The organism is Knoellia sp. S7-12 (assembly GCF_040518285.1).
In the GTDB taxonomy this organism is placed as follows: Bacteria; Actinomycetota; Actinomycetes; order Actinomycetales; family Dermatophilaceae; genus Knoellia.
Map to the genome: position 1 here is coordinate 3,459,935 of NZ_CP155449.1, position 23,414 is coordinate 3,483,348.

The window sequence follows — 23,414 nt, forward strand, 5'->3', positions numbered from 1 at the left end:
ATCGGCACGGACGCCATCGTCCAGAGGTGGAGTCAGCGCCTGGTGACGCGGGTGATGACGCCGGGCATCCCATCGACGGAGATGCCGGCCACCGTGCCCGTGAACATCGCGGGACGCGCCTCCGTGGACTCGACGACCCTGGACCCATCCTCCGACTCCCAGCGGTCGGTGCGACGGGTCAGCTGACCGGCTCCAGCACATCGATGTCCACGGTCATGAGCGCGGGCGTGCTCTCGCCACCGGCGGACCACGCCCCCTCGATGGAAGCGTCAGCCGAGCCGACGGTGAGCTTGCGGTCACCGGAAACGGTGCCGCCCTCCTCGCCCAGGATGTAGGTCCGCCGCAGCGACGTGCACAGGCCCGACTCCGGGGTCGCCCCCTCAGGACACTGGAAGTCCTCGGCGCCCATGAAGGTGATGTCGGGGGTGACGGCATTGTCTTAGATCGCGAGGAAGGTCGTGTGGTGGTTGCCCGGGGCTCCCGCGAGCGCGCCCGCCTTCTCCCAGGAGCCCTCGACATAGGTGCTGACCTCAGGCGCACTCGGCCCAGCGGCGTGAGCGGGCACAGCAAGAGCCGCGAAAGAAGCGGCGGCAAAACCAGCAGCGACGATGGTGCGGATCGAACAAGACATGCATGTCCCCCATTTCGGCCAGTGGCCGACCTTGGTGTGAGCCGCCCCCACGGTGGCTCTGACCATCACTACGTGACAGCGGCCCGAAAGGTTGCGGAGCCATACCGCTCATTCTCGCGAGGGACGAGAAGTCAGGGTCGCTCGATGCCGCGCTCGTCCAGGATCGACTCGAGCAGGGTCGGCTTGGCTGGCATGATCCCGTCGGCTCCAGTGTCGATGATCCGGTTGTAGGTCGGGGCGTCATCTGGTGCCGAACCCGAGAACCAGACGTGCACGGCATACCCATCGCGGTGAGCACGCGCGACGAATTCCGGTGTCGCGACGGGAATCCCCGCAAAAGTGACCGGCACCTGGAACGCGACCACGCCAGCGGGCGGTTTCACCCCGCCGAGGAAGTAGTTGATCATCGCGTCGCGCCCGGCCGACATCGGCACCTGCGGCGCGCGGGAGTGGAAGTCCGCGAGCGCGGTGTCGTTGAACGAGCCGACGATGAGGTCGGTGCGGCCGTTCTTGTTGAGGAGCTGAGCGAGCAGGGTGCCGGTGCGGATGAAGGAGGCGGTGTCGGCGTCGCTCGTCCCCTTGATCTCGATGTTGATCGGCGTCGCCGGGAACGCCTTGAGCACCTCGCGCAGCGTCGGGACCATGAAGTCCTTGGGCTTGAAGCCCTCGACCCTGGGGCGGCCGAATCGCGCTCCGCGCAGGGGATATGCGCTCGGGTCGAGTCCGTGGACTGCGCTGCGTCCCGGGACGAACCAGTGGGCCGCGTCGAGTTCCTTGACCTCATCGAGGGTCTTGTCGAGGACCCGCCCGGTGCCGTTGGTGGTCTCGTCGACCGTCGCGTTGTGCATGACGACGAGCTCGCCGTCGGCGGTCGACTGGACGTCGAGCTCGATCATGTCGGAGCCGAGGGCGACTGCGCGCCTGAACGCGTACATCGTGTTCATCGGCGCCTCGTCCTCTCCGCCGGAGTGCGCCATGTTGAGGACGCGCTGCTCGAGCCACGGGTTCTGGGGCGGCTCAGCCGCGACGGCCGGGGCGAGCCCGACACCGAGGGTGAGCGTGGCGGCGGACAGGAGGACAGGGAGCAGGCGGCGTCGGCGCATGCTCGGCACGTTATCCCCCGGAACCGGCCCCTGGGTTCCTGTCAGATGAACGTTCCTCACCGACGGCCTTGCCACCAGCGACCCGGGACCGGCGCTCGTCCTGCTCGCGTCGGCGCGTGACCTCGTGCCGCGCGATGCCGATGGCGAGCAGCACTGGCCAGACGTACTTCGCCTTGTCGAGGACTGCGCGCAACCAGCCCGGTGCCTCCCAGTCCGGCCACGGGATCGCCGGCAGGTCGATCGAGGGCCAGGGGACGGAGGGGAGGTCGACGTCCGGGACAGGGAGGCCGGGCAGGTCCCAGTCGGGCAGCCACGAGAGGAGGAGCCCGATCCCCAGCAGCGGGATGAGCACCCTGGCAAGGGCTGCCGTGGTGTGCAGGATCAGGTGGCGGCCCGGGTGGGCACGGATCCGCTCCTCCCGACGGGCGGCCGCTGACCCCGCCTCCGGCACGAGGTCGATCTCGACGGCGTCGACCACGAGCGTGGCCCGCTTCACCCCGGTCAGACCGGAGCGGATCTGGATCTCTCCGCGGGCACCGGGCACCGTGGTGCGGGCCACATCGGTGGGCTTGAGGGTGACCCGGTCATCCATGGACTTGTGGGTCGCGACCTCGTCGCCGTTGCAGGACCACTCGTACTGCCGACTCATCCCCGTGTCGGCGACCTCCACGCGGTGGTCGCGACCGGCATACCTGAGTTCGAAGTTTTGCCCCGCCATGCATCCACCATCTCGTGAGAGGCGAGGCCGCCACATCCATCGCTCGGATTGGGCGCATCAGACCGAAGTCTGATGTTGGCCACGCCGCACCCACGGCATACGCCACCGGAGGGCGCCAGCCCTCGATCCTGCCGCTGTCCTGAATCCCTACCCGGGAACGTCAGGAGCTCGGATCTTGCATGGGTCCGGACTGGCCACCGCGTACGACGGCTCGGATGCCCGAGAGAAGCGTTGCCGGGTTGCCGTCCTTGCTGAGGACGCCTGAGGCACCGGCAGCCAGCGACAGCGCCTCGTGGTCCGGGTCCGTTGAGCTCGTCAGCACGAGCACCCGGGCAGAGGGGCACGAGCGGACGATGAGTCGGGTGGCGCTCAGACCATCCGTCCCGGGCATGGACAGGTCCATGAGGACGACATCCGGTCGGGTCGCCTCCACCAGGGCCACCGCATCGTCCCCATCAGCAGCCTCACCCACCCACTCCATGTCCTGCATGCCGAGGAGCAGGTCGCGGATGGTGTCGCGGAGCAACTCGTGGTCGTCGACCACCACCACGCGGATCGGCAACCTTGCTGCGTCCTGGGTGGGGGACGCCCAGAACGACTCCGAGGGCATGCTGGCTGTCATCGGTACCCCTTCTGGAGTCGCTTGCCTCTGATGCGGTTGGGGACCACAGGCTGCCGGCCTTGCCTGAGCCGGAGAAATGCGCGCATTCGCGATTGTGTCAGGACGACAATCGAAGCACATCCCCCACGTTAGGTGCTGCTCAGGCTCAGGTGGTTTGTGGGCAGCTCACCTTTGACTCGGGTGCCCCCGCCGATCGAGGAGACGATGCTCATGGTGCCTCCGGCATTGGTCATCATCTCCGAGATGAGGCGCATCCCCAGGTGCCCCTCAGGGCTGGGGAGCGTCGTGTCAAACCCCACCCCGTCGTCGAGGACCTCGAAGTTCACGCCAGCATCATCCTGTGCAATCCGGACGAGAATGGACGTGGCCCCGGCGTGCCGAACGGCGTTCTCCAGTGCCTCGCGGACGGCGCGGTAGGTCAGCCGGTCCACGAGGGGGTGCGGGTTCAGCGGCTCATCGATCTCGAAGCGGACCAGCCCAGCGGGGAGGTCCCGCTGGATCGCCAGCTCGCGGACCGTCGCGGCCAGCCCTCTGCTGGCCAGGTCCGGCGGGTAGATGTCGGTCATGAGCGTCCGCAGGGTGGCGAGGTCCCGTCGGATGATGTCTCCCGTCTGCGTCAGGTGCGCTCGCAGTACCCCTCCCTCAGGCAGTTGTCGCGTGTCCGAATCGAGCGAGTATCCGACCCCCGCGAGGTCCTGGATGACTCCGTCGTGCAGGTCCCGCGCGATGCGTCGGCGCTCGAGGTCGGAGGACTCGACGGCGTTGACGAGCAGCGCTCGCATCTGCCGCTGCCCACGGTCGACCCGGTGCGCCAAAGAAACCGCGAGGGGCAGCGTCGCCAGGGACAGGACGAGCACTGCCGCGATCGGCAGCGGGAGGATGATGCGGATGAGACTTCGCGCCTCCTCCGACAGTCCTGGAGTGGGGATGGAGACCTCGAACAGAACGGGCGCGCCTGACGCGTCTCGCGTGCCGGTGTAGACCTCGATGTGCTGATGCCCCGAACGTTCGGGCTGGCTTCCCTCGTTCTCGCCGTCGGAGATTCTGGACACGGTGGCCTGGCTGCCAAAGACGGCATACTCCTCCACCCCCAGCTTGACCGTTTGGCCCACCAGGGGGCGCTGGTCGGCCCACAGCACGGTGGCGCGACCGCCACCGGCATCCGCCCACACCTTGATGTCGCCAAGGGACCCGTCCCGGGATCGGTTCTCCATGACCTCACCCATCCGGGCCAACGCCGCCGGGTCCCGGGCATGGAAGTCGTCGTCGGCCAGCGGCACCACGATCGTCTCGGCGACGGCGCGGGCCGTGACCTCGGCGTCACGCAGTGCTTCGTTGCGCGCGACAACCCAACTGAGGAGCACGACACCGGTCACCACACCGGTGAGTGCGACGAGGTTGCAGACGAGATACCACCGCAGTGCCCGCCGCACCGCGTCGTTCGGTGCTCTCCACCCCTTGGCCCGCACACCACGGGGCTGGGTGCTCATGACCGACCTCCGAGCAGCGTCATTCGTCCAGCCGGATCAGGCCGGTCCGCGTGGCCACGACGACCGCCTCGAGCTGCGAGTGGACTCCGAGCTTCGCCAAGACCCGCTTCACGTGGTCGCGGCAGGTGTGCAGACTGACGTCCAGCTCTTTTGCGATGGCCCGAGGATCGAGGCCATGCCCGAGCAGCCGGAGCACCTCCAGCTCTCGAGGGGTCAGATGCCACCGCTGCATCGTTTCGTCCTTGCTTCCGAGGCCGGACAACCGTGCCATGAGACCGTCCGGGAGGATCAGGCTTCCCGAGCGGGCTGTCTGCAGCCCATCGAGCACATCCGACAGCGAGCCGTCCTTGGCCAGGAACCCGGAGGCGCCGGCCGCTGCGGCACGTTGAATGTCCGCGACGCTGGCATAGGCAGTGAGGATGAGCACCTTGAGGTCAGGGTAGGTCGAGATGAGCTCCGCCGTGAGGCTGATCCCGTCCCGATCAGGTAGGTGCACGTCCATGAGCACGACGTCGGGGTCCAGGCGCGCCACCTCAATGAGCGCCTCCTTCGCGTCTTGGGCATGTCCGACGCACTCCAGGTCGGACTCCGCGTCCAAGGCCCGGGAGAGGAGTTCCGCGAACGTGCGGTGGTCGTCGACGACGAGGATCCTGGCACGCTCCGGTGGCCGAGGTACGTGATCCTCGGCGGTGAGCGGCGCCTCGTCCATGAGAATCCGACTCGTCATAGGGCGCGCCGATGACCTGACGTGGTCCTGCGATCGTGCCGTCGTGGACGTGACCGAGTGGACGATTCAGGGTCGCTGCGCACCATGGTGACCAACACCTCTCCTGCACCAAAACCTTCCACCACTGTGGAGGTCGGTGAGCACGCGATCCATAGCCCGATCGGGGGGGCACGAATGTCCCAATGTGGGGGTGCACGGGGGGCTCAGGCCACGTCGAGGACCCCCGCTGTCACGGGACCTGTGAGGGCAGTGGGATAGAAGGCCTGGATGATGTCTGATTCCGGGGTGTGCACGTTGATCGCGTTCAGCAATCGCTCGGTCTCAGGGTCGCAGGCGACCCCCAACTCGCGGGAAAGGAGGTCCCGGCAACGGCCCATGGCCCGGCGTACCGCATCCTGGCGACCGAGGCCGTGGTTGGCGAGCATGACGAGACGGTAGGCCTCCTCGGAATACCGATCGCGGCGCAGGGCGAGCTCAGCATGTCGCAGACACGCGGTGCGCTCGCCCTCGACGAGCCAGTCGAGAGCCAGGTTGAGGTGCGCACGGGTCGTGCGGTCTTCATAGACCAGGCGGTCCTCCTGGGCCCACTCGTCGTAGCGGGCATCCTCGAGCAGGGGTCCGCTGGAGAGCCCGACCGCGGCCGTGAGCAGCTCAAGCCGCTCCTGCCGTGGGGCCCTCTCGGCTCTGAGCACCAGGTTGTCGAAACGGTCGAGGTCGAGGTCGACCTCCTCCAGGGCGATCCGATACGCGCCCGGCTCCGTGACGATCACCCGACGCGCTTGGGCCTGGTCGTCGAACATGCTGTGCCGCAGGACGCACACGTAGGTGTTGATCGTCGCGACGACGTTCCGCGGCTCTTTGCTCTCGGACCAGAGCGCGGTCGCCATCATGTCGGTCCAGACCCGGTGACCGCGAGCGAGCAGCAGCAGTTCGAGAACGTGTCGGGGCTTGACACCGCCAAGGTCACGGGGACCGAGCACGCGTTCACCGTCCCGGACCAGAAGTGGTCCGAACATTGAGATCTCCATGCGCCTACCCCTGTCCCTTTCTGCACCCATTCCATCTGGGTGTCAGGGAACCACTGCGCGTAACGGGGGGCCATCCCCAAAGTGAGTGCCCGAAATTTGGGGGGGCCTGATGGGCGATGCCATGCGGAGTCAAGGGTGCCGAAGCAACTAGCCCTCCATCAAAAGGATTGTCAAAGAGGATCTCCCTACGGTGAACTCCCGGATCGAAAGGCGAGGTCATGTCTGTGACGAGGCGAGAGATGCTCGCGTTCGGGATGCTCTCTGGGGGGGCGATGCTCCTTCCCCTCGAGCGCAGTGTCCTGGCCGCCGGCCAGAACCGGATCGCCGAGAGCGCGCTTCCAGCGCCCTTCAGAGTGCCCTTTTCCGTGCCGCGGGTGGCCACGAAAGTGAAATCCGTCGGTACCACCGACTACTACTCATTGACGATGCGCGAACAGGCCACGGAGATCCTCCCCGGCTTCCGGACCCGGATCTGGGGCTACGACGGGACCTTCCCCGGGCCGACTTTCGACGTCCAGCCGGGCCGGCAGCTGGTGGTGCGGCAGACGAACAGGCTTCCTGCATCCCACCCCGTCCTGGGATACACACCCTTCACGTCTGTCCACTTGCACGGGTCGCCGTCCCTGCCCCAGTTCGATGGCTATGCCAGCGACGTCACATACCCCGGGAGCTGGAAGGACTACCGATACTCGAACCTGTATGGCTCGCGGACCCTCTGGTACCACGACCACGCGGTCCACCACACCGCCCCGAATGTCTACATGGGGCTGGTGGGAATGTTCCGGACACACGACTCCCTGGAGCAGTCCCTTCCCATCCCGCAGGGGTCCTACGACGTGCCGCTCGTCATCAGCGACGCCATGTTCGACAGGGAAGGCCAGCTGCTGTACGACGACGACGACCGGTCGGGACTCTTCGGCGACGTCATCCTCGTCAACGGCCGACCGTGGCCGGTCATGAAAGTCGAGCGACGGAAGTACCGCTTCCGCATCCTCAACGCATCCATCTCGCGAAGCTACCGCTTGCGGCTCGACAGCGGAGAGCCCTTGGTCGTCATCGGCACCGACGCCGGCCTGACCGCTGCACCGCAGCCGGTGACCAGCCTGCCGCACAGCAACGGAGAGCGCTACGAGGTGGTCATCGACTTCGCCAAGTACGCGATCGGGCGGCGGGTGACCCTGCGCAACAGCAGCCCGAGGAACAACGTCGACTACACCCACACAGACAAGGTCATGGCTTTCGACGTCGTCTCCGAGGCCCGAACCACGTCGAAGAACTCGGTCCCCAACGTGCTCAACCCGAACAACGCCATCATGGCGCTGACCCCGACGGCAACCACCCCCACACGGAGGTTGGCCCTGGTCCGCCAGGGCGGCCAGTGGACCATCAACAACCTGACCTGGGGCGATGTCGAGGACAGTGACTACACCAGGGTCCTCGCGAACCCGGCACTGAACGCCGTGGAGATCTGGGAGATCCACAACGATTCGGGCGGTTGGCACCACCCCCTGCACATCCACCTCATCGACTTCAAGATCCTCGACCGCGAGTTCAACAGGAACGGGGTGAGGGTGGCTCCTCGCCCCCACGAGCGCGGCGCCAAGGACGTCGTGAACGTCGGTGAGAACGAACGCGTCCGGCTCATCACCCAGTTCGGTCCACACACTGGCACCTACATGCTCCACTGCCACAACCTCGTGCACGAGGACCACGACATGATGGGCCAGTTCAGGGTGGGTCTGGGTGGCTACGACCCGATCACGACAGCTCCCGCGCGACCCCTCCCGGCGCCGGAGTTCTGAGCGACGTGACCACTACATCGCGCACGGCCACCCCAGGCCCGACCATGACGCCCGACTCGCGAGGAGCGGCGACCGGCACGCAGCATTGGGTCGCGTTCGCCTCGGTCCTCGGCGGGGCGATCCACCTGGCGGTGACGCCCGAGCACCTCGAGGAGTGGTGGGTCTTCGGCACCTTCTTCATCGTCGTGGGGTGCTTTCAGCTGGCCTTCGCGGCCCTCGTGCTCCGCAGGCCCACCTGGCCCGTCGCGTTCGCCGGGATCGCCGTCAACCTCGCTGTGGTGCTCGTCTACGTAGCGAGCCGCACCACCGGCCTTCCGATCGAGCCACCGGAGGACATCACCTCGCACGCGTGGTCACACGTTGCCGAGGGCGCGGGGCCGGCCGACCTGGCCGCCACCGGGGCCGAGCTGACGGTCGTCTGCCTCCTCGTCACCCTGCTGCCGCCGCGTCTGCGACGGATGACCGTCAACCTCGTGCTCGTCGCCGGGGCGGGCCTGTGGGTCTTGCGTCTGAGTGGCGCCTTGGGCTGATGGTCGCTCCGGCAGGCCCTGGCGAACGGACGCCGACTGCCCCGCGCCCGTGGGCGCGCGTGGTGATCCCTTTCCTCCTTCTGGCAGCCGTTCTGCTCGCCAGCGTCGAGTCATTGCGGGTCGCGTCGGTGAGCATGGAGCCCACGCTCACGGCTGGCGACCACGTCCTCGTCGACAGGCTCACGGCGCGGTGGCACTCGCCGGGCGTGGGCGACCTCGTCGTCTTCCGCGATCCCGAACGCCACGATCTCGTGGTCAAGCGCGTCGTCGCCCTGGAAGGGCAGACCGTGGCGTTGGAGGATGCCGTGCTGTTCGTCGAGGGTGAGGCCCGGCACGAGCCTCAGGTCGACCTGTCACGGATCGACTCCACGTACTTCGGCCCCGTCACTGTGCCGCCAAACGCCGTGTTCGTGTTGGGAGACAACCGTGCCGAGTCGATCGACTCCCGCAACTACGGGTCCATCCGCGTCGACGACCTTGTTGGACGAGTCGTCCTCACCTTCTGAGCCTGCAGGCGTGCGGACGTTCCGACGGCGCCGGCGCATCGCAGAAATCTAAAAGGTATGTCGAAGACGCCCCCGTCAAGGTGTCCAACATCATCACGCAGACAAGGGGTTGCATCATGGGCACAAGGGTTATCGGTCGCAGTATCGAGAACGCTCTCCGGCGCCGCGTCACGGCCCGTCACTCTTCGGGCAAGAGCGGACGTGCAGAGCCCGCCGTGAGTGACACTTCCAGGACAGGACCAAGCCCACGGGGCCGGACGCGCACCAAGGTTCTGGCGCTGGGCACCGCAGCGGTCACGGCGAGCTCACTGGCACTCGCGTCATGGTCAGGGGTCTCAGCTGCCGCCGCGCCGGTGGGGCAGGGCTTCAACCTGAACGCCTCCGACCTGCGCTTTGTACTCAAGCAGATCAAGATCGCGGAGCAGCACGCTGACACTCTGACGGCAGCGAACCCCTGCGGGACCATGCAAGGCGCAGGTGCTGATCAGATCCCGGCAGGCGAGGTGGGTGAGACCCTTCCCTGGGGACTGCGTCTGATCGATGGGACGTGCAACAACCTCGTGGCCGGCAAGGTCACGGTCGGTGCCGCTGACCAGGACTTCCCCCGGCTGGTGCCCAAGTCGCTCCAGCCGGCGGAGGACGGCACCACCTACGCGTCCAATGGCGTCACGGTCCGCGACAGCCAGCCCCGTGTCATCAGCAACCTCATCGTCGACCAGACGGCCGACAACCCCGCCGCCGTGGACGCGGCTGGCGAGGTGCCCGAGACGACGCCCTCTGGTGCGTTCTTCATCCCGAACGTGGCGCCAGACGTCGGCCTGTCGGCGCCCTACAACTCCTGGTTCACGCTGTTCGGCCAGTTCTTCGACCACGGCCTCGACCTGGTGAACAAGGGCGGCAACGGCACGGTCTTCATGCCGCTCAAGACCGATGACCCGCTTTACGTGCCCAACGCGCCGACGAACTTCATGGTCCTCACCCGGGCCACCCACGACGGGAACCACGAGGCCAACAACCAGACCTCGCCATGGGTGGACCAGAGCCAGACCTACACGTCGCACCCCTCGCACCAGGTGTTCCTGCGCAAGTACGACGACGCCAACCCGGACGCGGCGATCGTCGCGCTGCCCATCCGCACCACCGGTGGGCTCCTCACCGGGCCAGGTGGCGGGATGGCCACGTGGGCCGACGTCAAGACGCAGGCCCGGACGATGCTCGGCATCGCGCTCACCGATGCAAACGCGATGAGCATCCCGCTGCTCGCCACCGACCCCTACGGTCGCTACCTGCGCGGTCCAGCCAGAGGCCTGCCGCAGCTCGTCGTGCCTGGTGCGCCGGGAGGCCTCGTCGAGGGAAACCTGACGACTCCCGTGAGCACCGCCGGCGCGACGCCGACCGGCCACGCCTTCCTGGACGACATCGCGCACAACGCCGTGCCAAAGGCCGGCTCGACGCCCGACCCCGACAGTGTCGTGACCCCCAACCTCGTCGTGTGCGAGGCGCCGGGGTTCCCGACGGGCTGCGTCAACCAGTACGACAACGAGATGTTGGACGCACACTTCATCGCCGGTGACGGCCGCGTCAACGAGAACATCGGTCTCACCTCCGTCCACCACGTCTTCCACTCCGAGCACAACCGCCTCGTCCAGGACATCCAGCAGAAGATCCAGGGCACGGACGCGGCACGCACCGGAGCGCTGCTGACCGCAGCCGAGGAGGCCGACTGGAAGGCGAGCCGCTACACCGCTCGTGACGGCAGTTACGACTACGGCGAGCGCCTCTTCCAGGCTGCCCGCTTCGTCACCGAGATGGAGTACCAGCACCTGGCCTTCGAGGAGTTCATCCGCAAGGTGCAACCGCTGGTGAACCCCTTCGGTGAGGGTGGGACGGGCTACAACACGGCCATCAACCCCGCCATCAAGGCCGAGTTCGCCCACGCGGTCTACCGCTTCGGTCACTCGATGCTCACCGAGTCCGTCGACCGAGTCCGTGCCAACGGCACCCGTGACGACATCCCCTTGCTCACGGCGTTCCTCAACCCACCATCCTTCATGGCCGGTGGCAGGACTCCGGAGCAGGCAGCCGGCGACGTGGTGCGTGGCATGACCCGTCAGGTCGGCAACGAGCTCGACGAGTTCGTCACCGAGGCTCTCCGCAACCAGCTCCTCGGCCTGCCGCTCGACCTCGCCGCCCTCAACATGGCCCGGGCCCGTGACACCGGCACCCCGAGCCTCAACGCGGCTCGGCGCTCGTTCTACGCGGCATCGGGCAACTCGTCGCTGGCGCCGTACCAGAGCTGGGCCGACTTCTCATTCAGCATCAAGCACGCGAAGTCGCTCAACAACTTCATCGCCGCCTACGGGACACACCCGTCCATCATCGCGGCGACCACCACGGTCGCCAAGCGGGCCGCCGCGGACGCTCTCGTCTACGGCGAAGCTGGGCCTGACGGAGTGCTGACCAACGTCCCCAACGCTCCGGACCCCGAGGTCGACGAGACTCAGGACAACATCCCGGCTGCCTCCGTGCCCGCGGACCGCTACGCCTTCCTCAACAGCGCACCGCACCAGGTGACCAACCCCACGACGGGTGTCACCACCACCGTCCACACGAACTGGGTCGACCCCGGCAACACGACCAACACGGGAGTGGACCGCATCGACCTGTGGACCGGTGGTCTCGCCGAGAAGCAGCACGTCTTCGGTGGCCTGCTCGGACCGACCTTCAACTACGTGTTCGAGTCGCAGATGGAGGACCTGCAGTTCGGCGACCGGTTCTACTACCTGTCCCGCACCGCCGGCCTCAACATGCTGACCCAGCTCGAGGGGAACTCGTTCGCCGAGCTGATCCAGCGCAACACGGACGTCAGCGGCCTGCCGGCCGACTCGTTCTCTCGGCCAGCCTTCACCTTCGACCTGGCCAACCTGGGCACCACCGGCGCCGTCCTCGACGACCCGGCGACGCCCTACAACGAGTCGACCCTGCTCACGCGCATGCCGGACGGCACCATCCGCTACGGCGGCCCGGAGCACGTCGTCTTCAACGGCACCAGCGGCAACAACCGCGTCTGGTCCAGCGAGGGTGACGACACCTACCGCGGCAACGACGGCAACGACTGGTTCCAGGGTGGTGACGGCAACGACAACCACATCGGTGGTCTCGGCGACGACATCCTGCTCGACTCCAACGGCGACGACACCATCAAGGGCGGCGACGGCAACGACACGCTGTCGTCCGGTCAGGGCTTCGGAGGCGACCTGCTCCAGGGTGGCCGCGACAACGACGTCATCGTCCACGGCAACGACCTGGCCGAATCCTTCGGCGGGCCAGGCAACGACTGGGTGCTCGGCGGAGCCGGTGACGACACGGTCTTCGGCGACGACGGCGACGACTGGATTGAGAGTGGTGCGACGGTCACCGGTACCGGTGGTGGCGCATTCAACCTGCTGCAGGGCGACAACGGCGCCCCGTTCCAGGACGACCCGAACGAGGCCGGACATGACGTCCTCATCGGGTACGGCGGTGAGACCGACAACGACGCCGAAGGTGGCGACGACGTCATGCTCAACGGCCCCGGCATCCAGCGCAACGAGGGCATGCTCGGGTTCGACTACGCCACACACGACGGGGACCTCGCAGCTGCGGACTCCGACATGGCGCTCACCGGCCTCCTGCCGCCGAGCGTCGAGACCAACAAGGACCGGTTCGACTTCGTCGAGACGTTGTCCGGGTGGAACCTCAACGACACCCTGCGGGGCGACGACCGTGACGCGGCCGCCATGGTCGGCCACGAGCTCACTGCCGCCGGCAGTGCCCGCGTGACCGGTCTCAGCGCCGTCCTCGGTGGTGCCACGACGTTCACCGGCGGCAACATCCTCATGGGTGGTGCCGGCAGCGACCTCATCGAGGGCCGCGGTGGCAACGACGTCATCGACGGCGACTCGCAGCTCAACGTGCGCATCAGCGTCCGGAGCGGGGTCACCGAGCCGACGACCCAGATCGACAGCGTCGAGACGCTCGCCGCCGTCACGCCACGAGTGATCGCTGGCACGATCAACCCGGGTCAGCTGCGCATTGTCAGGGAGATTCAGACCCCGGCGAACGGAACTGCCATCGACACGGCGATCTTCACCGGTCCTCGTGCCGAGTACGACGTCACGTTCGGCGCGGCGGCGACGACCGTGGTGCACGCCCGAGGCACGGCCGTCGACGGCACCGACACACTGCGTCGCGTCGAACGGCTCCGGTTCTCGGACGGCGACATCGCCGTCCCGGCACCCGCCACATTGGCCGCCGCTCCGACGGCCGTCACCGCGACAGCGGGCAACGCTCAAGCGACCGTCGCTTGGACAGCTCCCACGGACAACGGCGGCTCGCCCATCACGGGATACCAGGTCCGGGTGGCCGTTGGCACCACCCTCGTCCGGCTAGTCAACCTCACCGGAACTGCAACGAGCACGACGGTGACGGGGCTGACCAACGGTACGGCGTACAACTTCCGGATCCGCGCCGTGACCGCAGTCGGTCTCGGGGCGGTCTCCGCGCCGTCCAACACGATCACACCCATCGCCCCGACGAACCTGCCGACAGCTCCCGGGACCCCCGTGGCAACGGTCGGGAACCTTTCGGCGGGCCTCACCTGGACCGCTCCCACGAACGACGGCGGCTCGCCCATCACGGGATACCAGGTCCGGGTGTCCACGGGCACCACCCTCGTCCGGCTAGTCAACCTCACCGGAACTGCAACGAGCACGACGGTGACGGGGCTGACCAACGGTACGGCGTACAACTTCCGGATCCGCGCCGTGACCGCAGTCGGTCTCGGGGCGGTCTCCGCGCCGTCCAACACGATCACTGCGATTGGTGTCCCCAGCGCTCCGGGCTCGGTCACCGCGACCGCCGGTAATGCGTCGGCGACCGTGAACTGGGCAGCGCCCACGTTCACCGGTGGCTCGCCGATCACGCAGTACCGGATCCAGGTCCGCTCTGGAGGTGTGGTGCTTCGAACGGTGGTCGGCATTGCGGCCACCGCGAGGACTGCCGTGGTCACTGGACTGACCAACGGCACGGCATACGATTTCCGGGTCGCGGCGGTCAACGCCGCCGGCGTGGGAACCCTGTCGACGCCGTCCAGCGTGGTCACTCCGGCCACCGTGCCCGGCGCTCCCGTCATCGGGACAGCCGTGTCGGGCGTTGTCGGTGGAGCAATCACCGCGACGGCCAACTGGGCAGCGCCCGCCGCGAACGGCGGGTCGGTGATCACTGGTTACCGGGTGTTCGCCCTCCGGTTGGGTGCCACCGGGACCGTGTTGGCGACAACCACGTCGGCCGTCCAGCCCGCGACCGCACGGACGCTGTCGATGACCCTGGTGGCGGGCAACTACCGCTTCCAGGTGACGGCGATCAATGCCCGGGGCGAGAGCGTCCGGTCGGCGCAGTCGAATCAGGTGGTGGCGCGGTGACGAGTCACTGAACGCGCGGCACGTCGCCGCATCGAACGTCGGAGCCGGTCCACAGTCCGTGGGCCGGCTCCGGTCGTCCGTACTGACAGGTGACCGGACTCCCACTGAAGGACCGCCAGCTACTCACCCCCACCCCCAACACAAGAGGTGCGAGCCCCCGCCGGCGGGCGAACCGGCTCGCGCCCGAGGTCAGAGCTGGGGTGCGTGGCCTTCGAAGGTGGCTCGCATCGCCCCATCGGCCTCGGAGGCCACCGGGTCGTCGAGATCTGCCACGAACACGGCAATCAGCGTGCGCGCCGGGTTGGACTGGGCCTCGGCGAGGGCGACCCGCCATGCGGCCAGGTTGGGGTGGTCGAGCTCCGTGCAGGCCTGCGCCGGCGCGAGTGACTCGACGGCGGCAGCGAGCTGAGAGGTCGTCAGTTCGATGGTCGCCGTGGACCCGTCGTGGCCGAGCACCGTGGCCAGGATGACCGCCGGCAAACCGTGTCGGCCGCCCGGGGTGTTGACGTGACCGAAGTCCAGCTCAGCGGAGCTGGACGCGGAACTCAGCCCCACGGCATACGCCACCGGAGGGCGCCAGCCCTCGATCTTGGCGGCGAGGTGGTCCTTGATGGCAGCGAGGCCATCAGGTGTGCTCCAGTCGAGTTCGCTCACCGGATCAGCCCTGCGGCTGCAGGCCGAGGCGGCGGGCCGAGCGCGCACGCTGGCGGGTCGCGCGCTGGCGGCGGAGGCGCTTGACGAGCATCGGATCGTGCTCGAGCGCGACGGTGCTGTCGATGAGCGCGTTGAGCACCTGGTAGTAGCGCGTCGGGCTCATGTCGAAGAGCTCCTTGATGGCCGACTCCTTGGACCCGGCGTACTTCCACCACTGGCGCTCGAAGTCGATGATGCGGCGGTCACGGTCGGTCAGTCCTTGGACAGTGGGCGCTGCGGAGTGCTCTTCGTGGACGGCGTTCACGGTTCGACCCTTCTGGTGTGACGGCTGCGATGGCCAGACTAACGGTCGAATGACACGCCTGTCATTCGACTCCGGCGTGTCCGCTGGACATCTCCCGGGCGTGTCTGCTCAGGCACCTCACCCGTCACATCAGTCCCGTTCCGGCGATGAGAGCAGGTATGCCGTGAGCTCGTCGACCGTGTCAACGATCGTTTCCGGGTTGGTGGCCTCGAGCGCTGCGCGCTCCCCTGCACCCCAGGTCACGGCGACCCCGGCCATTCCGGCAGCGTGGGCCGCGAGGATGTCGACCGTGGCATCGCCGACATAGACCGCCGTCGTCGGATCGACGCCGATCTTGGCAGCCGCGGCGAGCAGGGGCTCGGGGTCGGGCTTGTGCCTTGCCGTGTGCTCGAGCGCGCCGACGACCTCGATGAGGTGGTCGATGCCGACTGCCGCGAGCGCCAGACGTGCCGTCTCCGTGCGCTTGCTCGTGACGATGTGGACGTTTGCCCCCGCGGAGGTGAGGGCCTCCAGCATCTCGGGCACGCCTTCGTAGCGCTCGATGAGGCGGGCGGTGTTGGCGAGGTTCCACTCGCGATAGGTGCGGTCGAGGTCGTGCCCGCGCTCCGGGTCCTCCTCGAGGAGGGCGCCGAGCAGCGGGCGCCCGATCCAGGCCCGGGCACGGGCGTCCTCGATCTCCTCTCCACGGATCTCGCGAAACGCGTGCTGATAGCTCGCGACAATGAGCGGGATCGTGTTGGCGAGCGTGCCGTCGAGGTCGAAGAAGATCGTCCGGAACCGAAGTGTTCTCACGGGGCCATCTTTGCCTTGTGTGGCTGAGGGGATGCCAGGGCGTCCTGTTGAGGCTCAGGACTTCGCGGACATATTAAGTCTCAGGACATCGCGGACACTCGAACTGGCTGGCTCCACGCTGGGGCATGGCCAAGGATGGAGTGGCGGTGGGTCCCGAACTTGCTGCGTTAGTGACCAGGTTTGTCGGTGGAGAGCGGTTCAACATCCGAGAAGCGTGCGCCGAAATTGGTGTGTCGACGACGACCTTCTACAAGTACCGACACCGCTTCGACGAGCTGGGCGTCGACGGATTGTTCCCGATGTCGCGGGCGCCGTTGGTGTCACCGACCAGGGTCAGTACTGCGGTCGAAGAAGTGATCGTCCGGGTCCGTAAGGAGATGACCGGTGACGGCTGGGATGCGGGCGCCGAGCAGATCCGGTTCCGGCTCGAGGCTCTCGTCGAGGCCGCTGACCCACAGTGGCCGGTCGGGGCAGACATCCCTTCTCGTGCCACGATCAACCGCGTCCTGAAAAGGCGCGGGCAGCTGATCGCGGTCCCGCAACGCAAACCCAAGAGAGCGACCCGCCGGTTCGAAGCGGCTCAACCCAATACGCGCTGGCAGATGGACGGGTTCGCCGTCACTCTCGATGACGGTACGGATGTCGTGGTTCTCCACATCGTCGATGATCACTCCCGCTACGACATTGGCCTGCGAGCAGCACACAGCGAGAACGCTGCTGACGTGTGGACCACCGTCGCGGCCGCAGCCAAAACCTACGGCCTTCCCCGGGAGTTCCTCACCGACAACGGCACCGCGTTCTCTGGTCGACGACGAGGCTGGCTCAGCGCCCTGGAGGAGAACCTGACCATCCTGGGCGTCAAGACCATCACCAGCTCCGTGGGCCACCCGCAAACCTGCGGCAAGTGCGAACGAGCGCACCAGACGGTCCTGAAATGGCTGGCCGTCCGATCGATCACCTCGATCGATCACCTCAACAAGCTGCTTGTGACCTACCGCCATCACCAGAACAACGACCGGCGCCGCACGCACTTGGGCGGGCTGACCCCGGGACAGCGCTACCGACTGGGCCCCAAAGACGGCCCAGCAGGCGACCTTGCGCTGCCCATGACCGTCCGCAGCGCCGTCGTCGCAGCCAACGGCGCGATCACGGTCGACAAGACGAGCATCGGGATCGGTCGCCGCTACGCCGGAACCACGATCACCCTCTTCAGGCAGGGAAACATCATCACCATCGTCAACGACCGCGGCCACGTCGCGGACCTGACACTGACAACGCCACGATCCCGGTACCAATCAGCCAACCCAACGGCAAGACTGACCGCGAAGTCCTGAGACATAAGTGTCCGCGAAGTCCTGAGACACCACAGGATGCCAGGGCGTCCCCTCAGCCACACAAGGCGAGGGGTTCAGCGCGTGACGGGCTCGATGCCGAGGCTGTCGAGGAGTTCGAGGATGCGGCGCCTGATGTCGTCGCGGATCGGCCGCACCGACTCGACGCCCTTGCCTGCGGGGTCCTCGAGCGCCCAGTCCTCGTAGCGCTTGCCGGGGAAGATCGGGCACGCGTCGCCGCAGCCCATGGTGATGACGACGTCCGACGCCTGGACGGCCTCGGTCGTGAGCACCTTGGGCGAAGCCGCGGCAAGGTCGATGCCCTCCTCGGCCATCGCCTCGACGGCGGCCGGGTTCACCTGGTCGGCGGGCGCGCTGCCAGCAGAGCGGACCTCGACCTGGCCCCCGCTGAGGGCCTCGAGATAGCCAGCGGCCATCTGCGAGCGACCGGCGTTGTGGACGCAGACGAAGAGGACGGAGGGGCGTTCGGTCATGGCTGGATCCTGTCAGTCGAGAAGGTCACGGAGGAGGATGGAGACGCGCCTCTGCAGGTCGTCGCGGATGTCGCGCACGACCTCGATCGGCTGGTCCGCCGGATCGGCGACGGTCCAGTCCTCGTAGCGCTTCCCCGGATACACCGGGCAGGCATCTCCGCAGCCCATGGTGACGATGACGTCGGCAGCGCGCACGGCCGTGTCGGTGAGAGGCTTCGGATAGGGCTGGGACAGCGGGATCCCGCGTTCGGCAAGCACCTCGATCACTGAGGGGTTCACGGTGTCGGCGGGCTTGGACCCCGCCGAACGCACGTGCACGCGTCGCGCCGACAGGTGCTCAGCCAGGGCCGCAGCCATCTGTGAGCGGCCGGCGTTGTGGACGCAGACGAAGAGGATCTCGGGGACGGGCTTGGCGATCCGACCCTCGGCCTGTGCCGCAGCCATGAGCTGCTCACGGGCCTGCCTCGCGACCAGCACGGGAAGGAACTCGTCGATGGTGGCGCGAGGTTCGAGGAGCTCTCGCGCGTCGGCGACCGCCTGGGCGACGGTCTCACGCGAGAACACGCCCTCGTAGGCGTAGCCGAGGTCGTCGACGAGAGCGGCGAACGTGGCATCAGTGTTCATGGCTGCACTCCTTGCTGGCCGAGCTCGGACCGAAGGCGGCGAACCCGCTCCCGGATGTCGTCGCGAACGAGGCGCATGCGTTCCATGCCCTCGATGCCGCGACTTGAGGGTTCGTCGGTCTCCCAGGTCTCGATCTCGGCACGCATCCCGGGGACACGCTCGACCACCGCCTCGGAGCCAAGGACGACGACTCGATCGACCCGGGCCAACAGCTCGGGATCGATCGGCTTGGGGGCTTCACCGTCGACGCCGGCACCGATCTCGGCGAGGGACTCGACGGACTGGGCGTTGAGGGCGGAGCCGGGCTTGGTGCCGGCCGTGTGGACCTCGACGCTGTCGCCCGCCTCGAGTCTCATCAGGGAGCCGGCCATCTGCGACTTGCCACCGTTCTTGACGCACACGAACAGGACGGAAGGACGTTCGGTCATGACTCCTCCTTGGGAGTGTCAACAAGCAGGCGTATGCCGGCCAGGCCGATCGCCACACCCGTCACCTGGGCGAGAACGAAGGGCAGGACGTCGCCGGGTGCGATGCCGGCGAACGTATCGCTGAACATCCTCGCGATGGTGACGGCCGGGTTGGCGAAGGACGTCGAGGAGGTGAACCAATAGGCCGCAAGGATCCACGCAGCCACGAGCCACGGGGCACGGTCGCCCCGTCCACCGCGACTGACGTGGCCCACGACGAGGACGAGTCCGGCCGTGGCGACGATTTCGCCGATCCACTGACCCACACCCGTTCTCGGCTTGTCCGAGAGGTGCAGGGGCGCAAGATCGTACATGACGTTCGCGACCACGACGCCAACGACTCCCCCGACAACCTGCGCCACGGCATACCCGGGAAGTCGGGACCACGGCAGGTCGCGACGGACCGCCTGGGCGAGCGAAACGGCAGGGTTGAAGTGAGCTCCGCTCACCGGGGCGATGACCGCGATGAGCACCGCGAGGGCGGCGACGGAGGCGACGGCGTTGGCGAGGAGCTGCACGCCCACGTCATCGGTGAGGCGCTCCGCCATGATGCCGGAGCCGACGACAGCTGCGAGAAGTCCCGCGGTGCCGACGGCTTCGGCGGCGAGCGCCCGAGGGAGTGGGGTCACGCGCAGCATCCTGCGGCGGACTTCTCACCGGACACGCCGAGGACGTCAATGGATGCGGTGGCGGGGCGGGCGTCGGCGGGGTTCTCGTCCTTGACCGTGTAGACCTCCCACGGGGCGCCGGCCGGATCGTGGACCCACACCTTGTCCTGGAGTGCGTAGCAACAGGTGGTGTCGTTCTCGTCGAAGGCGGCGAGTCCGGCGTCAGCGAAGCGCTCGCGGGCAGCGGTGACACCCTCGACGGACGGGACCTCGACACCGAGGTGGTTGAGGGCGCCTGCGGCACCCGTGCCGCGCTGCTCCTCGCTCGTCTCGATGAGGACGAGCTTGAGGGGCGGCTCGGACACGGCGAAGTTGGCGTAGCCGGGGCGGCGCTTGGCGGGCTCGACGCCGAACATGGCGGAGTAGAAGGCGATGGACGCCTCGAGGTCGGTGACGTTGAGGGCGAGTTGGACTCGCGAGGTGGCGGTGACGGTGGCTGCAGTGGTCATCCGAGGTGCCTTCCCGTAGATTGATGACTGTCGATGGATGAAGTGAACCGCATATATCGATAGACGTCAATATCAAGGATGGCATGATGAAGCGGCGAAGCGAGCGGGAGGGACGAGATGACGACGAGTGCGACGACTGCGGCTGACACAGACGCGAACCCGTGCTGCGGGATCACCACGCCCGGGGGGCTCACGCGGGAGCAGGCGGAGACGAATGCCGCCCTGCTCAAGGCCGTCGCAGACCCCGTGCGCCTCCGCCTGCTGAGCATCATCCGCGACAGCGAGACCGGCGAGGCGTGCGTCTGCGACCTCACCCCCGCCGTCGGCCTGGCCCAGCCCACCGTGAGCCATCACCTCAAGGTGCTCACCGAGGCCGGTCTCATCGAGCGCGAGAAGCGCGGCACGTGGGCCTGGTTCCGCGTCGTCCCGTCACGGCTCGACGACGTCCGCTCCATCTTCAGCTGACCGCCCCTCACTCACTAATTGCGCAATCCGTCGGATGCGAGCGCGGCGAGCGGCGACGGATTGCGCAATAAGTGGAGGCTTCAGGCGGCCTCGGCGGCGAGCATCTCATCGATCTGCCCAATCGCACCGGTCAGGCCTTCCTCCATACCCATGTCGACGACCTTCTGGAGGTCCTCGGCGCTGCCATAGGTCGTCGTCGTGACCATCCGGGTCCCGCCACCGCTCTCGGTGAGCTCAACGACACAGGTGCCGACCGGCATACCCTCTGCCGGGTTGCCGTTGTCGTCGGCGAAGGCGTCCTTGAACGTGAGTCGGTAGGGCGCCTCGATCGAGTCGAGCGACCAGAGACCGCCGAACTTCTCACCCTCCGGGCTGGTCATGAAGTAGCCGACGCGCCCACCGGGCACGAAGTCGAAGTCGGTGACCGTCGCCGGGTAGGTCGGCGGCCCCCACCACTGCTCGAGCTGGCGCGCGTCGGACCACAGCCGCCAGATGCGCTCGACGGGAGCGGGGAAGTCGGAGGTGACGACGATCGAGTGGTCGTCGACGTTCTTGTCGATGCTCGTGACGGGCATGGTGCTCTCCTTTGATGGGCGGGTCATTCGGGGGTGGCGAGGAGGTCATCGATCTGGCTGATCCGGCCGCGCCACACGGACTCGAACTCGCCGAGCAGTGAGGCGACGGACCGGACGGCCTCGACCTCTCCACTCGCGAGCGACTCGCGACCGCTGCGGCGCTTGCTGACCAGACCGGCCCGCTCGAGGACGGCGACGTGCTTCTGCACCGCCGCAAAGCTCATGTCATAGCTGCGGGCCAGCGCCGACACCGAGTGCTCTCCCGCCAGGACGCGGCGCAGGATGTCGCGGCGCGTGCTGTCGGCGAGGGCGTGGAAGAGGGCATCGGCCCGCTTCTCCTCTGCATCGGTCACGAGAACAACCTACAACCACATGGTTGTAGGTTGTCAACCCCCTAATCCCGCCTCGTGTGTATGGGGCCACGCTCCAACGTGTGCCCAAGCACACAAGGCTTAGGTTTGGAGGCGTGACTTCCCGCCCCCTCACCGAGCTCGTCCACCCCTCGTGGGCGCACGCCCTCGCACCGGTCGAATCGACTCTGACCCAGCTGGGCGAGTTCCTCCGGGCCGAAGTCGCGGCGGGGCGCGGGTACCTGCCTGGAGGCGCTCACATCCTGCGGGCGTTCGAGCAGCCTCTTGACGACGTCCGCGTACTCATCGTGGGACAGGATCCCTACCCCACGCCCGGACACCCGATCGGTCTGAGTTTTGCCGTCGCTCCGAACGTGCGCCCGCTCCCGCCCAGCCTGGCCAACATCCACACCGAGCTCCAGGCAGACCTCGGCGTCCCCGCACCCACGACCGGCGACCTCACCCCATGGGCAGAGCGTGGCGTGCTCCTGCTCAACCGGGTTCTCACAGTGCAACCGCGCGAGGCGAACAGCCACCGAGGCAAGGGCTGGGAAACAGTGACCGACTGCGCCATCGACACACTGGTCGCCCGCGGTGGCCCCCTCGTCGCAATCCTCTGGGGCAGCAACGCCCGCTCCCTGCGCCCACGGCTGGGTGCCACACCGTCGCTCGAGAGCGTGCACCCCTCGCCGCTGTCGTCCTACAAGGGATTCTTCGGCTCGAAGCCCTTCAGCCGGGCCAATGAGCTCCTCGTGGAGCAAGGCGCCGAACCCATCGACTGGAGCCTGCCGTGAACCCCTCGCCCACGAACGGCCCACGCGTCTGGAGCAGCTACGTCGCGATCGGCGACTCGTTCACCGAGGGCATGTCGGACCCTAACCCGGAGAGCGACGACACCTGGATCGGGTGGGCGGACCGGCTCGCCGAGTCACTGAGCGACCTGGCCCAGATGGAGCGGCTGCCGTTCCGCTACGCGAACCTCGCCGTGCGTGGTCGCCTGCTCGGCGATGTGGTCGGACCGCAGCTCGATCGCGCCGTGTCCATGTCACCAGACCTCGTGTCTCTCGTCGGAGGCGGCAACGATCTGCTCCGCCCGGGTGTCGACACCAACCAGCTCATGCAGACGCTTGAGGATGCCGTGATTCGGTTGCGGCAGAGCGGTGCTGACGTCCTGTTGGCCACCCCCATGGATCCGCAGGAGGCGGGGCTCCTCAAGCCATTGCGCGGCCGCCACGCCGTCCACGCGGCCAACATCTTCACCATCGCCCAGCGTCATGGTTGCTATGTCCTCAACCTCTGGGGCATGCCCGCCCTGCGTGACGGCCGCCTGTGGGCGAACGACCGCATCCACTTCACCACCGAGGGCCACCGTCGCGTGGCACTCGCCGCACTCGCCGCTCTCGGGCACGCCACCGATGAGGACGACTGGCGCAACCCCCTGCCGCCCGGCGAGGCGACGACCAAGCGTGAGGAATTGCGTGCGCACGCCGCCTGGGCCCGCGAGCACCTTGCCCCCTGGGTGCAGCGGCGCATGAGGGGTCAGTCGAGCGGCGACCTCGTCGAGCCGAAGCGACCGGAACTCTCACCGCTGCGACAGGTTGACGAAGGCCCCGGAGGCTGAT

The 23,414-nt window shown here is 67.5% G+C and carries 26 protein-coding genes; 8 read left to right on the forward strand and 18 right to left on the reverse strand.

Going from position 1 to position 23,414, the window contains the following annotated elements:
• Positions 1-178: 178 nt before the first annotated feature.
• The 8 genes from V6K52_RS16605 to V6K52_RS16640 all read right to left on the reverse strand — a co-directional run bounded on the left by V6K52_RS16605 (position 179) and on the right by V6K52_RS16640 (position 6,319).
• Positions 179-409, reverse strand: coding sequence for a hypothetical protein (locus tag V6K52_RS16605; RefSeq protein WP_353951226.1), 231 nt, complete (start codon positions 407-409; stop codon positions 179-181).
• 30 nt (positions 410-439) lie between these two features.
• A complete protein-coding gene (locus V6K52_RS16610; protein ID WP_353951227.1) occupies positions 440-631 on the reverse strand; it encodes a hypothetical protein in 192 nt (63 codons plus the stop codon).
• A gap of 131 nt (positions 632-762) precedes the next feature.
• Positions 763-1,734: a glycerophosphodiester phosphodiesterase gene (locus tag V6K52_RS16615; RefSeq protein WP_353951228.1), complete on the reverse strand. Its 972-nt coding sequence runs from the start codon at positions 1,732-1,734 to the stop codon at positions 763-765.
• Positions 1,735-1,744: 10 nt separating this feature from the next.
• Positions 1,745-2,452 carry a hypothetical protein gene (locus tag V6K52_RS16620; protein WP_353951229.1) on the reverse strand — a complete coding sequence of 236 codons (708 nt, stop codon included), beginning with the start codon at positions 2,450-2,452 and terminating at the stop codon, positions 1,745-1,747.
• A gap of 160 nt (positions 2,453-2,612) precedes the next feature.
• Positions 2,613-3,074, reverse strand: coding sequence for a response regulator transcription factor (locus tag V6K52_RS16625; RefSeq protein WP_353951230.1), 462 nt, complete (start codon positions 3,072-3,074; stop codon positions 2,613-2,615).
• 128 nt (positions 3,075-3,202) lie between these two features.
• Entirely contained in the window at positions 3,203-4,564 is a 1,362-nt protein-coding gene (locus V6K52_RS16630) for a histidine kinase (protein WP_353951231.1), read from the reverse strand.
• A gap of 19 nt (positions 4,565-4,583) precedes the next feature.
• Positions 4,584-5,291, reverse strand: coding sequence for a response regulator transcription factor (locus V6K52_RS16635; protein WP_353951232.1), 708 nt, complete (start codon positions 5,289-5,291; stop codon positions 4,584-4,586).
• Between the two features lie 203 nt (positions 5,292-5,494).
• Positions 5,495-6,319 carry a BTAD domain-containing putative transcriptional regulator gene (locus V6K52_RS16640; protein WP_353951233.1) on the reverse strand — a complete coding sequence of 275 codons (825 nt, stop codon included), beginning with the start codon at positions 6,317-6,319 and terminating at the stop codon, positions 5,495-5,497.
• 218 nt (positions 6,320-6,537) lie between these two features.
• Between V6K52_RS16640 and V6K52_RS16645 the strand changes: the two genes are divergently transcribed.
• From V6K52_RS16645 to V6K52_RS16660, 4 genes are all read left to right on the forward strand, one after another.
• Positions 6,538-8,121 carry a multicopper oxidase family protein gene (locus tag V6K52_RS16645; protein WP_353951234.1) on the forward strand — a complete coding sequence of 528 codons (1,584 nt, stop codon included), beginning with the start codon at positions 6,538-6,540 and terminating at the stop codon, positions 8,119-8,121.
• 44 nt (positions 8,122-8,165) lie between these two features.
• Complete coding sequence (locus V6K52_RS16650; RefSeq protein ID WP_353951235.1) at positions 8,166-8,651, forward strand: hypothetical protein; 486 nt, start codon at positions 8,166-8,168, stop codon at positions 8,649-8,651.
• Positions 8,652-8,713: 62 nt separating this feature from the next.
• A complete protein-coding gene (lepB, locus tag V6K52_RS16655) occupies positions 8,714-9,157 on the forward strand; it encodes a signal peptidase I (protein WP_353951236.1) in 444 nt (147 codons plus the stop codon).
• A 215-nt stretch (positions 9,158-9,372) separates the two neighbouring features.
• A complete protein-coding gene (locus tag V6K52_RS16660; protein ID WP_353951237.1) occupies positions 9,373-14,619 on the forward strand; it encodes a peroxidase family protein in 5,247 nt (1,748 codons plus the stop codon).
• Positions 14,620-14,808: 189 nt separating this feature from the next.
• Here V6K52_RS16660 and V6K52_RS16665 read toward each other — a convergent pair whose 3' ends face one another.
• The 3 genes from V6K52_RS16665 to V6K52_RS16675 all read right to left on the reverse strand — a co-directional run bounded on the left by V6K52_RS16665 (position 14,809) and on the right by V6K52_RS16675 (position 16,369).
• Positions 14,809-15,273: a hypothetical protein gene (locus tag V6K52_RS16665; RefSeq protein ID WP_353951238.1), complete on the reverse strand. Its 465-nt coding sequence runs from the start codon at positions 15,271-15,273 to the stop codon at positions 14,809-14,811.
• A gap of 4 nt (positions 15,274-15,277) precedes the next feature.
• Positions 15,278-15,577 carry a DUF3263 domain-containing protein gene (locus V6K52_RS16670; RefSeq protein WP_353951239.1) on the reverse strand — a complete coding sequence of 100 codons (300 nt, stop codon included), beginning with the start codon at positions 15,575-15,577 and terminating at the stop codon, positions 15,278-15,280.
• Between the two features lie 129 nt (positions 15,578-15,706).
• The gene (locus tag V6K52_RS16675; protein WP_353951240.1) at positions 15,707-16,369 is read right to left on the reverse strand and encodes an HAD-IA family hydrolase; all 663 of its coding nucleotides are present in this window, start codon (positions 16,367-16,369) and stop codon (positions 15,707-15,709) included.
• A 125-nt stretch (positions 16,370-16,494) separates the two neighbouring features.
• Between V6K52_RS16675 and V6K52_RS16680 the strand changes: the two genes are divergently transcribed.
• Positions 16,495-17,703: an IS481 family transposase gene (locus V6K52_RS16680; RefSeq protein WP_353951241.1), complete on the forward strand. Its 1,209-nt coding sequence runs from the start codon at positions 16,495-16,497 to the stop codon at positions 17,701-17,703.
• 74 nt (positions 17,704-17,777) lie between these two features.
• Here the strand turns inward: V6K52_RS16680 and V6K52_RS16685 are convergent, their stop codons facing one another.
• From V6K52_RS16685 to V6K52_RS16705, 5 genes are read right to left on the reverse strand one after another with little or no spacing between them, the layout of a single operon-like run.
• On the reverse strand, positions 17,778-18,194 hold the full coding sequence (locus V6K52_RS16685) for an arsenate reductase ArsC (protein ID WP_353951242.1): 417 nt from the start codon (positions 18,192-18,194) through the stop codon (positions 17,778-17,780).
• Between the two features lie 12 nt (positions 18,195-18,206).
• Complete coding sequence (locus tag V6K52_RS16690) at positions 18,207-18,818, reverse strand: arsenate reductase ArsC (protein WP_353951243.1); 612 nt, start codon at positions 18,816-18,818, stop codon at positions 18,207-18,209.
• Positions 18,815-19,246, reverse strand: coding sequence for a low molecular weight phosphatase family protein (locus V6K52_RS16695; protein ID WP_353951244.1), 432 nt, complete (start codon positions 19,244-19,246; stop codon positions 18,815-18,817). The genes V6K52_RS16690 and V6K52_RS16695 overlap by 4 nt, the downstream gene beginning before the upstream one ends.
• Positions 19,243-19,914, reverse strand: a complete 672-nt coding sequence (locus tag V6K52_RS16700) for an aquaporin (protein ID WP_353951245.1) — start codon at positions 19,912-19,914, stop codon at positions 19,243-19,245. The genes V6K52_RS16695 and V6K52_RS16700 overlap by 4 nt, the downstream gene beginning before the upstream one ends.
• Positions 19,911-20,402: an ArsI/CadI family heavy metal resistance metalloenzyme gene (locus V6K52_RS16705; protein ID WP_353951246.1), complete on the reverse strand. Its 492-nt coding sequence runs from the start codon at positions 20,400-20,402 to the stop codon at positions 19,911-19,913. The genes V6K52_RS16700 and V6K52_RS16705 overlap by 4 nt, the downstream gene beginning before the upstream one ends.
• A gap of 117 nt (positions 20,403-20,519) precedes the next feature.
• On the opposite strand from V6K52_RS16705, the gene V6K52_RS16710 reads away from it, so the two are divergent.
• Entirely contained in the window at positions 20,520-20,867 is a 348-nt protein-coding gene (locus V6K52_RS16710) for a metalloregulator ArsR/SmtB family transcription factor (protein WP_353951247.1), read from the forward strand.
• An 80-nt stretch (positions 20,868-20,947) separates the two neighbouring features.
• Here the strand turns inward: V6K52_RS16710 and V6K52_RS16715 are convergent, their stop codons facing one another.
• Positions 20,948-21,442 (reverse strand): SRPBCC domain-containing protein, encoded by a 495-nt coding sequence (locus V6K52_RS16715; protein WP_353951248.1) that lies wholly within the window; start codon positions 21,440-21,442, stop codon positions 20,948-20,950.
• A gap of 23 nt (positions 21,443-21,465) precedes the next feature.
• Positions 21,466-21,795, reverse strand: a complete 330-nt coding sequence (locus tag V6K52_RS16720) for a metalloregulator ArsR/SmtB family transcription factor (protein ID WP_353951249.1) — start codon at positions 21,793-21,795, stop codon at positions 21,466-21,468.
• A 113-nt stretch (positions 21,796-21,908) separates the two neighbouring features.
• Here V6K52_RS16720 and V6K52_RS16725 point away from each other — a divergent pair, with 113 nt between their 5' ends.
• Positions 21,909-22,586, forward strand: coding sequence for a uracil-DNA glycosylase (locus V6K52_RS16725; RefSeq protein ID WP_353951250.1), 678 nt, complete (start codon positions 21,909-21,911; stop codon positions 22,584-22,586).
• Positions 22,583-23,413: an SGNH/GDSL hydrolase family protein gene (locus tag V6K52_RS16730; RefSeq protein ID WP_353951251.1), complete on the forward strand. Its 831-nt coding sequence runs from the start codon at positions 22,583-22,585 to the stop codon at positions 23,411-23,413. Before V6K52_RS16725 ends, V6K52_RS16730 begins: the two co-directional genes overlap by 4 nt.
• Position 23,414: the final 1 nt, after the last annotated feature.

Coding starts and splice junctions, on each gene's coding strand:
- V6K52_RS16605 (WP_353951226.1), bottom strand. CDS start 409: ATGGGCGCCGAGGACTTCCAGTGTCCTGAGGGGGCGACCCCGGAGTCG.
- V6K52_RS16610 (WP_353951227.1), bottom strand. CDS start 631: ATGTCTTGTTCGATCCGCACCATCGTCGCTGCTGGTTTTGCCGCCGCT.
- V6K52_RS16615 (WP_353951228.1), bottom strand. CDS start 1,734: ATGCGCCGACGCCGCCTGCTCCCTGTCCTCCTGTCCGCCGCCACGCTC.
- V6K52_RS16620 (WP_353951229.1), bottom strand. CDS start 2,452: ATGGCGGGGCAAAACTTCGAACTCAGGTATGCCGGTCGCGACCACCGC.
- V6K52_RS16625 (WP_353951230.1), bottom strand. CDS start 3,074: ATGACAGCCAGCATGCCCTCGGAGTCGTTCTGGGCGTCCCCCACCCAG.
- V6K52_RS16630 (WP_353951231.1), bottom strand. CDS start 4,564: ATGAGCACCCAGCCCCGTGGTGTGCGGGCCAAGGGGTGGAGAGCACCG.
- V6K52_RS16635 (WP_353951232.1), bottom strand. CDS start 5,291: ATGACGAGTCGGATTCTCATGGACGAGGCGCCGCTCACCGCCGAGGAT.
- V6K52_RS16640 (WP_353951233.1), bottom strand. CDS start 6,319: ATGGAGATCTCAATGTTCGGACCACTTCTGGTCCGGGACGGTGAACGC.
- V6K52_RS16645 (WP_353951234.1), top strand. CDS start 6,538: ATGTCTGTGACGAGGCGAGAGATGCTCGCGTTCGGGATGCTCTCTGGG.
- V6K52_RS16650 (WP_353951235.1), top strand. CDS start 8,166: ATGACGCCCGACTCGCGAGGAGCGGCGACCGGCACGCAGCATTGGGTC.
- V6K52_RS16680 (WP_353951241.1), top strand. CDS start 16,495: ATGGCCAAGGATGGAGTGGCGGTGGGTCCCGAACTTGCTGCGTTAGTG.
- V6K52_RS16685 (WP_353951242.1), bottom strand. CDS start 18,194: ATGACCGAACGCCCCTCCGTCCTCTTCGTCTGCGTCCACAACGCCGGT.
- V6K52_RS16690 (WP_353951243.1), bottom strand. CDS start 18,818: ATGAACACTGATGCCACGTTCGCCGCTCTCGTCGACGACCTCGGCTAC.
- V6K52_RS16695 (WP_353951244.1), bottom strand. CDS start 19,246: ATGACCGAACGTCCTTCCGTCCTGTTCGTGTGCGTCAAGAACGGTGGC.
- V6K52_RS16705 (WP_353951246.1), bottom strand. CDS start 20,402: ATGACCACTGCAGCCACCGTCACCGCCACCTCGCGAGTCCAACTCGCC.
- V6K52_RS16710 (WP_353951247.1), top strand. CDS start 20,520: ATGACGACGAGTGCGACGACTGCGGCTGACACAGACGCGAACCCGTGC.
- V6K52_RS16715 (WP_353951248.1), bottom strand. CDS start 21,442: ATGCCCGTCACGAGCATCGACAAGAACGTCGACGACCACTCGATCGTC.